Raw genomic sequence first — 12,855 nt, forward strand, 5'->3', positions numbered from 1 at the left:
TTATATTTTCCTTCTCCAATCGCATATACACTAGTTTACTTTTTTATAAGCTGACCTTTTCCTATTATCTTTCCTTCTTCGTCTCTAACTACTACAAAGTAAGTTGCGCTAGCAAAATCCTCAACATTGATTTCTGTTTTTGAAATATTAGTTTTTATATTTTTTATGAGTTGTCCATTAAAAGAGTATATAGAAATATAAGACACCTCTACTCCTACATCTATGATTGTACTTCTTATTGCTGGATTAGGATATATTTTTAAAGTTTGTAGGGGTACGCTTTTCATAATTTCTAAAAAAGGTTTAGTCGGTAAAAACTTAGCGATTATTGGTTTTTTATGATGCTCATCCATAGAAATTTGGGCAACTGGATGTTTGACCTTTTTATCTTGTGTCCACCATTGATAAAAGATACCTGTGTTTTTTTTGGATTGATTTAAAAGTACCCATTGATCTAATTCTTTCTTATAAAAAAAATCGGTAACACTTATTACATGTTTTAATCTGAGTGATAAGAAAGTTCCTTTAGGTAAAATAATATCACCCCATGAATCCACTACTGTTTGATGCTCAAAGACTCGAGTTCTTTTAATAGAATCTGCGCCTTTTTTTGTTTTCTCTACAATCTTATCTTCTTCTGTGGTGTTTGATGAAGTATCTTGATAATTTAAAGGATACTTTATAACTGTTTCCTGTCTAATATCAACACGTTTTTTTTCATTAACATATACACCAGAGCCGTTGCCTACTAATTTAGAACTAGAATGGTTCATAAACATCCATGCTTCATAATAGCCATTATTTGAATAGAGTGCTATGTTAGAATTAGGAAAATCTTCACCAAATGGAGTGTCTTGAGGATCAACAAAAACTAAGGTATCTCGTGCAGTAGATTTTAAATTAGAAAAATCCCATACTTTATTTGGTCCTGGCTCACCTACATCAATAGTACTGGTGGGAAATCTTTCGTAGTATTCTACAATGGTGTCTCCTACAGATACAAAATCATTATGCTCCAGGGTGATTTGAGAAAACGAATGTGTCCCAATAAAACATACTAGCATTAGATATTTTTTCATTGTTCTTTATGAGGTGATTTATACTACTGTTGTGTTCGTCTAATTTTTGAAGAGCACTCTCCTTCTACATTATTAATTATATTTTTTGTGCCAGATGCTAATCTGCTCTTTCAGCACATCAATCGTTAAACTTTTCTTTGATTCTTTTACTTTGTTTTGAAGATATAGTTTGGCATTAAACAGCTCTTTTTTTTCTTCTATAAGAATCCCTTTGGCAGGTTGACCAACTTCATCATAAAAAATATGTGATATATAATCTCTCTTGTTATCTCTCCCGAGATTGCCTCTGCTAAATTTTTTAAAAGTTGACTCAATTGTATTTTTTGGTGGTAATCCCGAATACATATCTAATACAAAGTCACTCCTAAACCATTCATGTCTCTTGCTTTGTATTTTTTCTAAGGTCTCTGAAGAGAAGCTCCAGGAAATATCTGATTTTAAAACTCCTTTTTCTAAATAGAATGCAATTCCTTTGTTAATGAAATTGTTGGTTGTATTTCTCTTTCTTTGATCTACTATTTCTTCTTTATAGGTTAACGAGATAAATTCTTTACCAACAACTATTTTCAAGTCTGGGTTCTGTATCTCGACAATCTCCATACCCTCATCTGTTTTCTTTAAAATAAGATTATTTGCATAGTGCATTGCAAATACCCAAATACTAATGGCGTTTATTTTTCCTTTTTCTAAGATTTTAATACGAATACCATCATTAATCATTTCATACTTGGCTCCAGTATGTATCTTGTTGTTTTTATAAATTGATTTAAAAGGAATATCAATTAACTCTGTATTTTCTTTAATATTTGATATAGCATATTGATACTTTCTAATTCCTTTTTCATAATAATCAAGAAGTACTACGACGTCTGAAATTGTTCTTAAAAAATAACCTTGATATGGTTGATTGTTTTGATAGGTACCTGTTTGTGTTATTTGTCCGTCGATCTCAAATACAGTATACTCAACTCCTATTTTTTGATCATTTTTATAAATTTCGAAAAACGTAATCCCTTTGGTTTTTGCTTTGACTTTCCTCTTGTCTAATTTACCTTCTTTATAAATTAAAACATCTCCATTATCTTTCAGAAGTTTGCCTTCCGTCGGAATCCCTTTTGTATAACTTAAGATATAAGCAGTATCATTATCGCGATCATAATCATAACTCTCCCCATCTTTTACTCCATTTTTAGCATAATAATATGCTAATAGTTCTTCATTTTTTAAACGCTTAAACACCTGTTTACCTTCCTCTTTTCCTTCTTTAAGAGTAGAGATTTTACTGCATACCCAACCGTGTATTTCTGCTTCACTAATAAAGGTTCCTGAATGTTTTTTACCATTTACATAGGTTCCTATAGCTATTGTCTTACTATTATATAGTATTTTTTCTTTTGTCTTTATCCCTTTTTTATATGTAGTCACATGTATGACACCTCTTTTCTTTCTATAAAAAGTTCCATCATAAGGATTATTATCTCTATTTATACCATGATAAAGGACACTACCATCTAGATTATAAAATTCTTCTTCGCCTTCTAATTTACCGTTTTTTATATTCTGAAAATGACGCATTCCTACTACATAACCGCATTTACTTCCTGGGTAATAACTTCCTTTAAAACGATCTTGTGTTTTTAATTCCAGATCAGTGATCACCTCTCTTATCTTTTTCCCGTTTTTTCTATAGTACAGTTCTGTCACTATAGTCTTAGCAGTATGTTTTTCATACGCTAATTGTGTAGTGTTTTCATAATATAATTTTCTCTCAATATTCTTTCCTTCTTTGTAAGTAGCAAAGCAATTTGTTGTTCCCTCGTAGGGTCTATCATTTTTATACATTACACTAGAAGTCAAAATTCCTTGTTTATTAAAAAATTTCCCTTCTCCCTCTTTTAGTTGGCCTTCATAATTAACTGTAAATTTTTTATTTCCATTTTCATAAAACTCTTTATGCTCGCCATCTAGATTTCCATAATGATAATTACTTATAATATTAACGTTTCCATTTTCATAAAACCATCGTACTTCTCCAATAAAATCATCTTCATTATCCTTATCTGCCCAACCTATCATTTGAGGTTGACCTGATATATAATAATCTTTAATGAGAACTTTATCATCTTTTATTTCCAGAGGTATGTTTCGATAATACGTCGCTTTATCCTTTGTGGTTTTATTCCATTCCTCATCAAAATAAATAACACTTTTTTCTTGGGCATAGCTTTGTAAAAAACTTAGCGCAAACATGAAAAAAAAACTTAAATATCTAAAATCCATCACTTTCTTTTGTTCATCAATTGTCAATTCATTTTTTTTACTCTCAAACTCTTTCAGCGAAGGTACTCTTGAATGTAGTTCTTGTGCATAAGAAGTATTGTTAATTGAAATAAATAATCACATAATGCCAAAGTTGTTTATGAAATTGTTGTTTCTTATCTTTTTACTAATGCATCAATCAAATGAGTTATAAAAATTACGCAGTTACCAGAATCCCAATTATAATTTTAACCCTAATATACCTGATTTGGAAAAATCAGATTATTTGTAATGTATATTTGCATTTCTTTAATATATATTTGCCAAACACCCTATAATTTTTTAAAATCAACAAAAGAAGTCATTTGAGCTGATAATTTAAAAAAAACTGCCTTTTACTTGCAAATCCAGGTTTACTTTTGTGACCAACAATACTATTATCTAATTCTATAGACCCTCTCACCTTTTTATATTATCTCCTGTACATTTTTTCTTTTATTTTGATTTTCTATATAACTGATAACAAATCTTTTGGTAAATTAGTAAGACAAAAACAGAAGGAAAATAATAGCAGTCGTTATTATACATGGCCCCGGCAATTACATTAGGATACAATAAAGATTAACGATATCATAAAATTATTCTTTAACCACTAATTTATAACCATGGGCTTAAAAATCATCTTACTTATTGTTGGCATATTGCTAATCGCCGGAGCAATCTTTTATTTCTTAAAACGTCGTAAAAAATACGGTTCGTTTATTCACAAACTTCCGTTACAAGAATTGGGATATAAAAATATCCCTGCAGTACCTTATCAATTAGGTGAAATTCCCGGCACCCTGGTAAGACTGGGGTTACGGGCTAATGCTACTACCCAGGCCAAATGGGGCATGAATAATACATATCAAATTGATGAATACAATGCTAATGGATACTCATATCAATATGGGCGAGGTAAAGATGTTGAAGCAGAAGCACATGCAGATCGTCTATCGCTAAAAGCTGATCTCGAAAAATCATCGGTTAAAGTAGAGCTTAACCCAGCTAAATTGAAAAACCGAATGAATGCGAGTGAACATCTAAGGGCTAGTAATGATGAAGATCCAATCACTATGCTTTCTCTTACCAAACCTGAGCAATTTACAATGTCATGGACTACTTTTAATAGTGTGTATCATAATGCTCAGAAATTTCTGCCCGACATGATGGGTACGATGACCGATGTGGCCATTGCTAACCGTGTTTTCTGGCCTACTATTGCAAAGTATGGATTTGCCTATAATTTACTAATTCTTGAAAAAGTAAATGATACCAGAGCTACTGATTATAAAAATGTATTTGGAGATGCCTGGACATCAGAAATTGAAACTTTACTAAGCGATCAATTACTATATGCCATCGATCTTCGTATGTACGCTACGCTTCCTATAAGCCATGTAAAAGGTAACCCCAGATATACTCCTGCTACTCTTACGCTATTAGCGCAAAATCCTGATAAATCCTTGCGACCTATTGTAGTATTGATCATCAATCCCGAAAATAAAGGAAACACGATCTACTCTTTTGGAGTCTGTACAAATGGAACATGGTTGTATGCTCTAATGGCCGCCAAAACTTCGATCACCTTATACGGAATATGGATGGGACATGTATATCATTGGCATATTGTTTCTGCTGCATTATTAATGACTTTACATAATCACGTCGAGGAAACACATCCTTTACGGGTATTTATGGCTCCTCAAAGCGAGTTTATTATTCCTTTTAACGATACTCTGCTCCTGCTATGGAAAAGAATCGCACCGCCAACCTCGGTAAGCAGTGCCTCTGAGTTTCTTAACATGACAGATACTTTTGCTAAGGGAAGATCTTTTCTGCAAGATGACCCTAATACTACCTTGCAAAACAATGGTATTAAAAAGGAAGACTTTTCAAATAAAACCGATTGGGATCAATATCCTATTGCAGGAGAATTGCTATCCGTTTTTAATGCGGTTGAAACCTATGTAACTGCATTTGTAAATCAGACGTGGTCTAATGACCAAGAGGTAGTTGCCGACAAACAAATTCAGGCCTGGATTGCCGCTTCTTCTGACCCTTCTGATGGAAATGTAGCTGGGATTCCAACACCTGATAGTCGTAAAAATCTGATTACAACCTTACAAAGTCTTGTTTTTAGACTTACAGCACATGGAGCTTCTAGATTAAATGCAACCGCTAATCCCGTGCTTTCATTTGTTCCTAACTCCCCGCCTTGTTTACAACGGACCGATATTCCTCTACCAACTAACGACCTTCCTACTGAAGATTTGTTAACCTATCTGCCAAAAACAGGGACTATTGGAGAAATGATTACCTTTTTATTCACATTTGTGTTCTCTTCTCCTTACATTCCTTTTCTACCCGTTGCTGGTAATCAAACAGAACTAATCTGGGGTAATGATCCTAAAGAACCTCGTAATGCAGCTCTTATTAATTTTAGGGAATTCCTGGAAGGTTTTATACATTCTTATGAAAAACCCGGAGCCGCACAACTATATCAGTGGCCTAGAAATATTGAAACCTAAAAAAAATCACAACATAATCGTATCAAGTGTAACAAATCTTGTTTTGATCTATCTTTCTGTAAACAACTAACCTAATATTCATGCAAAAAGTACTTCTACTATCATTTACTTTGGTCTTATTATTTTCTTGTGCCAAGGAGAAAGAAAAAGAAAAAACATTTAATATAGGACAACAATCAACTACTATTGTCGACGAATCCAGGGATCGCCCAATAGTTACAGAAATATGGTATCCTACCTATGATTCTTTAATCACAAAAGAAACTAAAAGCACCCGTAAAGAACTTTTTAAAAACATCAAGACAATTCCTAATGCATCAATGCCAGAGGGAAAATTTCCACTATTACTTGTTTCTCACGGTACAGGGGGCAATCGTTTTTCTCTTACCTGGTTTATAGAAGACATTGTCAAAAAAGGATATATCGTAGTCTCTGTAGATCACTACGGTAATTCTACTTTTAATAAACTGCCCAGAGAATTTGTAAAATGGTGGGAACGTGCTATTGATATCAAATATACACTTACTACAATTCTAGAAGATACAGAAATTGGACCTAAAATAGATCGGTCTAAAATTGGTGGAGTTGGTTTTTCTTTGGGAGGATATACTAATATTGCATTAGCAGGTGGTTATGTAGATAGAGAGGTGAAAGATAGTGATGAGTCTGATACGGATCGTGAGATGCCTCCAGAGTTTCCCCAAACCGATGAGATTATAGATTTTGATACTGATAGTTTGATTGTAGCATCCTATAACACCCATAAAGATCATGTAAAAGATGATCGTATAAAAGCCTTTTTTGTAATGGCTCCTGCTATAGGGTTTGGTTTTCATTCTAAAAAACAAACCGAAACCATCACTGCACCGGTATACATTGTTGCAGGAAAAGGAGATACTAATACGCCTGTTAAGCATAATGCAATACATTATCACAATTTAATCCCTACAAGTAAAATTCATCTTTTTGGAGAACATGTCGATCACTATATTTTCTTAAACGAAGCCACAGAATTTGGAAAAAAAGTAGCTCCAGAAATTACTATCGATCATCCTGAGGTAAATCGCAAGGAAATACATCAACAAACCATGCAACTCGCTCTTGATTTTTTTGAAAAGAACCTGTAAATAAAGATATGTTCATATTTTTGAGTTTCCTATATCGTTTCTTATAAGAAACGGTATAACTATAGTTTGGTGTATCTTGTAACAAAAAAGAAACACATTCGTCTTGAGCATATGAACAGAACATTATATTGGTATTGTATTCTTTGTATAGTTTCGGCATCGGCTTTTGCGCAGCAAAGCACTACAACTATTTCGGGACAGATTTTGGATAAGGAAACCAATGAACCCATTGTTTATGCCTCTATTTATATTAAAGATCTAGCTATAGGAACAACCTCAAATGAAGAAGGTTATTTTACTTTTTATGTTCCCAAAGGGCAAGAAGATGCTTCAATAATAGTATCTATGATTGGATATGAGTCTATTGAGAAAAAAGCACATACATTTTCTGATCATCAAAAAATCATATTGAGTTCTAAAGTTAATAGCCTGGACGAAGTAGTGATCACTTCTACCAAAAAGAAAGCGCTTACTGCAAAGGATATTATTAAAAAAGCATATAAGAGTATAAAGAATAATTACCCCAATCAACCTTATATCTTAGAAGGTTTTGTGAGAGATCTTCAAAATGAAGATGATCAGTATGTGGAGTACCTGGAGTGTGCGGCAAAATTGTATTATAAAGGTTACACCAAACAAATTGAACCTTCTGTAGAATTGGTGGAAGTACGAACAAGTCAGATTGCAGAAAAACATCCATGGAATGCGAATGAAGAGCGTAAGAATTCGATTATGGACTTGATCGAAGATGATTTCATTCGCTTTGATTATGGTCCTATTAGAGCAAAAAAAGGTTGGAATTATGAAATTGAAAGTATTCTGCCCTATAACAAAAGATATGTCTATAAAATTATCGGGATCGATAAACCATTTCAAAAAGCCATACTGTATATTGATACAGAAACCTTTGCCTTTGTGAAAATGGAATTAACAAGGTCGGCTATCAATAACAGATCCTGGAGAAGAAAATTTACAAACGGAGCACTACAAGTGTATTATAATGTAATTTTTGAATACCAGGAGTATAAAGGTAAAATGTATCTAAAATATCAAAAGGAAGAAGATACCTGGAAAATATTTAAAGGGTTAGAATCACAAAAACTCTTATTTATAAAAAAGCCTAAAAAAGAGCTTTTTATCAATAAGATTATTACTGATAACGTAGCCCAATATCCTTTTACAAGAAATATGAAGATTAGTACTAGCATAGAAAATCAGGCAAGACCCTATAACCAGGAATTTTGGTCAACATATAATGCACCTCAACAAACCGAAAAAGAGAGCAAAATTATTGAAGAGCTAAAAAAGATTAATTAATTGTCTTTATATAATAATTAATAATTGTTATCCGTATACTCACAATTTAAAATCATACAATATTTGACTTATTATAAATTTTGATGTTTTATTTATACCTTCAAAATACACAATAGATTCCCATACATTATTCCTAGTAAAATCTTAAAAATCTATCTCTTATCTATGTTTAATAAAATTTAAAAAATTACGACCTTTATCCATGTAATGAAATCACACAAAAACCGACTTAGTAAACATGATCAAGGAGTTTAAAGAATTTTCGACCGAAGCTATACTAAAAGTTGGTAACGAAGAATTATTACAATCGTATACCAAATCAGAAATTATAGTTTTATATACTTTTATTTGGGCTAGAGAAGGTGATGCAATTATGGAGATTGACGGAATTTTGACTACGGTCGAAAAAGATACTATTGTTGTATTAACACCAGATCAATATTTTAAATTTATTAGCGGATCTGATCTAATCACATATCAGTTTAATAGAGAGTTTTACTGTATTAAAGATCATGATAAAGAAGTAAGCTGTATGGGTGTACTTTTTTATGGTAATAGTGCGGTTACTCCAATCGTTAAGCTCAATGTTACAGAACGCAATAAACTAGACCAGTTACACAGTGTATTTTTGGATGAGTTAGATACGGTAGATACTATACAGGCAGAAATGTTGCGCATGTTAATGGCTAGATTTATCATTACAACAACACGACTTATTAAACAACAGCATAATTTTGAGGCATTAGATGATCAAGTTGATCTTATCAGAAGTTTTAATATTCTTGTAGATACACATTTTAGAAAGGAACATTCTGTAGCGTTTTATGCTGAGAAATTATTTAAGTCACCCAAGACATTATCTAATAATTTTGTTAAACTTAAGAAAAGTCCTTTGCAGATTATTCACGATCGCGTAATTTTAGAAGCCAAACGCCTACTTATCTATACAGACAAAACTGCTAAAGAGATCGCCTACGAAATAGGATTCGAAGACGCTTCTCATCTTAGCAGAATGTTTAAAAAGCATACGTCCTTTTCTCCTTCAGAGTTCAAAAAACAATTAAAACCAGAACCTGCAGGGAAATATTGACCAGCTTTAAGGAAAAAGTGCCATTATATCATATTTGTTTTTGCCCCAACTTTGTACTATAAAAACAACGTAAAATCTCCGAAATATATTCGGGTAAAATATATAGATATGAAAACTTCGATTCACACTATCAAAATAGCACTGTTTAGTATCTTATTTCTGTCAGCTTCTGTAAGCAACGCACAGATAATTTATGAAGATGAGCTAGAAACTGTATACCTCAGTAAAAATGCTGAAGAAGTGGTATACACAAATAATTTTAGCAACTTTAATGGTCGACTAATTGCTACAAACCAGATCAATTTTAGAATAGAAATACAAAGAGCAAAACAAGATAAAGATTATTTGCTGTTTCTTTCTGAAAGAAGTAATCTTGAAATATTGGCATCTGCTTATCTAAAAACGATACGTAAAGGAGCGAATAGAAGTTCTGATGCAGAAGCATTTGCAAAATTCCTTAACGATAGATTACCCGAATTAATGCACCAATTTAAAAAAGACAATAACCTTGAAGAATTGTATATGTACTCAAGAAAGAATACATTTAATGGGAAAATAGACGCTTTGCCGAGTGTTTTGTAGTATAAGATTATACTAAACAAGCTAATTAAACAACAACCACAAACAAAAATGAAAAAAAAATTACCCCTATTACTACGAATCCTCGTAGCAATAATTTTGATTCAAACCCTCAGATTTAAATTTACAGCTCACCCAGACAGTGTTTATATTTTTACAAAAGTTGGACTAGAGCCTTATGGTAGAATAGGAACCGGAATAACTGAACTTATTGCCGGAATTTTGCTTTTAATACCAAAAACTGCATGGGTAGGTGCCATGTTAACACTTGGTATTATAGGAGGGGCCATTATGATGCACATTACAAAACTTGGGCTTGAAGTTAATAATGATGGTGGGGTTCTTTTTATCACTGCTGTGGTAACTTTTCTCTTAAGTGCAGTTATCTTATGGACAAAAAGAAAAGAAGTTAAATTCTTTTAATCATATATTATAGGGTATAGGGTTATATAGTACTACAATCCTAACCTCAAAAAATTAAGCATACCTCCACAATCGTGGGGGTATTTCTTTTTTAGGAAAAATTGACAAGTCCTCGGGAAAAACATTCATTTCTTTCCTCTCTTTTGTAATGCATCTTTGTACCAGAAATTAAACATTAAATAATAGATCCCAAGCTAATTTGGAATCAAAATTTTAAAATAAAGTATATGAACATTCAGAATAAATCAATTTTCAATTTAATCGAAATTTTTCGTCAGGGAAAAAGAAAAGTAATCAATTCTATTCACGCCAAAACACATTGCGAACAAAAAGGTATTCATGATTTCTATTGTGATGCAGAACGGCCTTTTATTCAAAAATAGATGATAAAAAAGTAACTCGGGAAGATTTGACAAGTGATCGGGAAAAACATTCATTTTACACCCTTTATTTCTGCCAGATCTTTGCAGTGTTAAATTAAAATAATAAAATAAATAATAATAAACCCCGAAAAAATTTTGGGATCAAAAAACACAAAAATTATGAGCACATTTAATGTACCAACAAGAGATGAAGTAAGCGCCAATAACCAGGCAATATTTGACAACCTTAATAAGGGATTAGGTTTTGTACCTAACTTATATGCAACCTATGCACATAGTGATACAGCATTAGAAAACTATTTAACTTTTTCAAATGCAAAAACATCACTTTCTGCTAAAGAAAAAGAAGTAGTAAATCTTGCAGTTAGTCAAGTTAATGATTGTATCTACTGTTTATCTGCACACACAGCTATCGGAAAAATGAATGGATTTACAGATGAACAAATATTAGAACTTAGAGCAGGAGGAGCTTCTTTTGATACAAAGCTTGATGCACTGGCTAAATTTGCAAAAAACATTACAGAAAACAGAGGAAAAGCAGATCAAGATGTAGTAGATAATTTATTAGCAGCAGGATATACCAAAGGAAATTTAATAGATACTATCGTATTAGTAGGAGACAAAACTGTTTCTAACTACTTACACAGTACAACTAAGGTTCCTGTAGATTTTCCAGTTGCTCAACCACTAGAAACCGCTTCGGTATAAGTGTAACCACCTAAGATAGATACTCCACAAAAAGGAGGGCATATATACTACCCTCCTTTTTTAAGAATAATTTTAAAATCAGTAAATAATTTAAATAAATAAGTAAAATCATGAAAAAGTTAATCACAGCATTCACATTTATTTTAGCCATCACTTTTAGTGCACAAGCACAACAAGTAAAAACAGTTGCTTTAGAGCAAACTAAGGGAGAATTCACTCAGAAAGAAGTAAAATTATCTGAAGGAAGTTATGTATTTAACATTACTAATAACCAAGCAGGTACAGATGTTGGTTTTGTTTTAGTTCCTGAAGGAAAAGATGTTTCTGATGCTAAAAATCATATTGCTGCAGCATATGTAACTAAAGTAGTTGCTGAAGGTAAAACAGAAAGTTCTAAAACGGTAAAATTAGAAAAAGGAACGTACACATACTTTTGTCCTTTAAATAAAACTCCACAATATAAATTAGTTGTAGAGTAAATATTCTAATTTTTTTATAAATACTTAAAACCTTGTTAATCTAGATTAGCAAGGTTTTTCTTTTTATATTTTTGCCAAAAATCAATCAGAATGAAAAATATATTTGTATTGGGATTGTTAATTTTGTTTTTATCCTCTTGTAAAACAGAAGTCAAAAAAGAAAAATCTTATGATGATAACGTAGAAGTAAGAGATCCAGAATTGGCAAAAGAAAGTGATAGAGAAAAAATTCGTACAACAGCAGAGGCCATTGCTGATGCTAATGGTCTACAAAAATGGGACAAAGTAAAAGAACTAAAATTTACTTTTAACATCGATCGTGACAGTAGCCATTATGCACGTTCATGGAGTTGGAAACCAAAAAATGATATGGTGACTTTAACTTCTGCTCAAGATACCATTACATATAACAGAACTCAGTTAGATAGCACTTCTATAAAGGCAGATCAAGGATTTATAAATGATAAATATTGGTTATTAGCCCCTTATAATTTGGTATGGGATGCTGCTAGCTTTACCTCAAAACACGAAGTAAAAGCAATTGCTCCTATCAGTAACACCGAAATGCAAAAGTTAACCATTGTATATAAAGATAAAGGAGGATATACACCTGGTGATGCCTATGACTTTTATTTTAAAGGAGATTTTATTATTAAAGAATGGGTCTTCAGACAAGGAAATACAGCAGAACCTTCTTTGATTACTTCATGGGAAGATTATCAAAATTTTAATGGAATTAAAATTGCTAAAACTCATAATCGTAAAGATGGAAATTGGAAACTTTACTTTACAGATGTAGCAGTTATTATGGAATAAAGCAACAACATTAAATTTATTAAAA

Annotated in this window: 12 protein-coding genes; 10 read left to right on the forward strand and 2 right to left on the reverse strand. The window is 32.1% G+C overall.

The features are described 5' to 3' along the window. Positions 1 to 35 precede the first annotated feature (35 nt). Together PQF96_RS06440 and PQF96_RS06445 are read right to left on the reverse strand one after the other, a co-directional pair. Positions 36 to 1,079, reverse strand: a complete 1,044-nt coding sequence (locus PQF96_RS06440; RefSeq protein ID WP_271765474.1) for a T9SS type A sorting domain-containing protein — start codon at positions 1,077 to 1,079, stop codon at positions 36 to 38. Between the two features lie 72 nt (positions 1,080 to 1,151). Further along, positions 1,152 to 3,329: a toxin-antitoxin system YwqK family antitoxin gene (locus PQF96_RS06445; protein ID WP_271765475.1), complete on the reverse strand. Its 2,178-nt coding sequence runs from the start codon at positions 3,327 to 3,329 to the stop codon at positions 1,152 to 1,154. Positions 3,330 to 4,003: 674 nt separating this feature from the next. Between PQF96_RS06445 and PQF96_RS06450 the strand changes: the two genes are divergently transcribed. The 10 genes from PQF96_RS06450 (at position 4,004) to PQF96_RS06495 (ending at position 12,830) form a co-directional block, all read left to right on the forward strand. Beyond that, positions 4,004 to 5,908, forward strand: a complete 1,905-nt coding sequence (locus PQF96_RS06450; RefSeq protein WP_109434725.1) for a lipoxygenase family protein — start codon at positions 4,004 to 4,006, stop codon at positions 5,906 to 5,908. Between the two features lie 80 nt (positions 5,909 to 5,988). Next, a complete protein-coding gene (locus PQF96_RS06455; protein ID WP_271765476.1) occupies positions 5,989 to 7,035 on the forward strand; it encodes an alpha/beta hydrolase family protein in 1,047 nt (348 codons plus the stop codon). 111 nt (positions 7,036 to 7,146) lie between these two features. Beyond that, a complete protein-coding gene (locus PQF96_RS06460; protein WP_271765477.1) occupies positions 7,147 to 8,352 on the forward strand; it encodes a carboxypeptidase-like regulatory domain-containing protein in 1,206 nt (401 codons plus the stop codon). A 238-nt stretch (positions 8,353 to 8,590) separates the two neighbouring features. Then, a complete protein-coding gene (locus tag PQF96_RS06465; RefSeq protein WP_271765478.1) occupies positions 8,591 to 9,442 on the forward strand; it encodes a helix-turn-helix domain-containing protein in 852 nt (283 codons plus the stop codon). 108 nt (positions 9,443 to 9,550) lie between these two features. Then, positions 9,551 to 10,024, forward strand: coding sequence for a hypothetical protein (locus tag PQF96_RS06470; RefSeq protein ID WP_109434721.1), 474 nt, complete (start codon positions 9,551 to 9,553; stop codon positions 10,022 to 10,024). Between the two features lie 48 nt (positions 10,025 to 10,072). Further along, positions 10,073 to 10,444, forward strand: coding sequence for a DoxX family membrane protein (locus tag PQF96_RS06475; RefSeq protein ID WP_143917964.1), 372 nt, complete (start codon positions 10,073 to 10,075; stop codon positions 10,442 to 10,444). Positions 10,445 to 10,671: 227 nt separating this feature from the next. After that, a complete protein-coding gene (locus PQF96_RS06480; RefSeq protein ID WP_160114052.1) occupies positions 10,672 to 10,827 on the forward strand; it encodes a hypothetical protein in 156 nt (51 codons plus the stop codon). Positions 10,828 to 10,986: 159 nt separating this feature from the next. Further along, on the forward strand, positions 10,987 to 11,535 hold the full coding sequence (locus tag PQF96_RS06485) for a carboxymuconolactone decarboxylase family protein (RefSeq protein ID WP_109434719.1): 549 nt from the start codon (positions 10,987 to 10,989) through the stop codon (positions 11,533 to 11,535). A 110-nt stretch (positions 11,536 to 11,645) separates the two neighbouring features. After that, the gene (locus PQF96_RS06490; protein ID WP_109434718.1) at positions 11,646 to 12,014 is read left to right on the forward strand and encodes a cupredoxin domain-containing protein; all 369 of its coding nucleotides are present in this window, start codon (positions 11,646 to 11,648) and stop codon (positions 12,012 to 12,014) included. A gap of 90 nt (positions 12,015 to 12,104) precedes the next feature. Next, a complete protein-coding gene (locus tag PQF96_RS06495; protein ID WP_271765479.1) occupies positions 12,105 to 12,830 on the forward strand; it encodes a hypothetical protein in 726 nt (241 codons plus the stop codon). Positions 12,831 to 12,855 lie beyond the last annotated feature (25 nt).

Source organism: Aquimarina algiphila (genome assembly GCF_947494415.1).
GTDB lineage: Bacteria > Bacteroidota > Bacteroidia > Flavobacteriales > Flavobacteriaceae > Aquimarina > Aquimarina algiphila.

Coding starts and splice junctions, on each gene's coding strand:
- PQF96_RS06485 (WP_109434719.1), top strand. CDS start 10,987: ATGAGCACATTTAATGTACCAACAAGAGATGAAGTAAGCGCCAATAAC.
- PQF96_RS06440 (WP_271765474.1), bottom strand. CDS start 1,079: ATGAAAAAATATCTAATGCTAGTATGTTTTATTGGGACACATTCGTTT.
- PQF96_RS06480 (WP_160114052.1), top strand. CDS start 10,672: ATGAACATTCAGAATAAATCAATTTTCAATTTAATCGAAATTTTTCGT.
- PQF96_RS06475 (WP_143917964.1), top strand. CDS start 10,073: ATGAAAAAAAAATTACCCCTATTACTACGAATCCTCGTAGCAATAATT.
- PQF96_RS06450 (WP_109434725.1), top strand. CDS start 4,004: ATGGGCTTAAAAATCATCTTACTTATTGTTGGCATATTGCTAATCGCC.
- PQF96_RS06495 (WP_271765479.1), top strand. CDS start 12,105: ATGAAAAATATATTTGTATTGGGATTGTTAATTTTGTTTTTATCCTCT.
- PQF96_RS06445 (WP_271765475.1), bottom strand. CDS start 3,329: ATGTTTGCGCTAAGTTTTTTACAAAGCTATGCCCAAGAAAAAAGTGTT.
- PQF96_RS06490 (WP_109434718.1), top strand. CDS start 11,646: ATGAAAAAGTTAATCACAGCATTCACATTTATTTTAGCCATCACTTTT.
- PQF96_RS06455 (WP_271765476.1), top strand. CDS start 5,989: ATGCAAAAAGTACTTCTACTATCATTTACTTTGGTCTTATTATTTTCT.
- PQF96_RS06460 (WP_271765477.1), top strand. CDS start 7,147: ATGAACAGAACATTATATTGGTATTGTATTCTTTGTATAGTTTCGGCA.
- PQF96_RS06470 (WP_109434721.1), top strand. CDS start 9,551: ATGAAAACTTCGATTCACACTATCAAAATAGCACTGTTTAGTATCTTA.
- PQF96_RS06465 (WP_271765478.1), top strand. CDS start 8,591: ATGATCAAGGAGTTTAAAGAATTTTCGACCGAAGCTATACTAAAAGTT.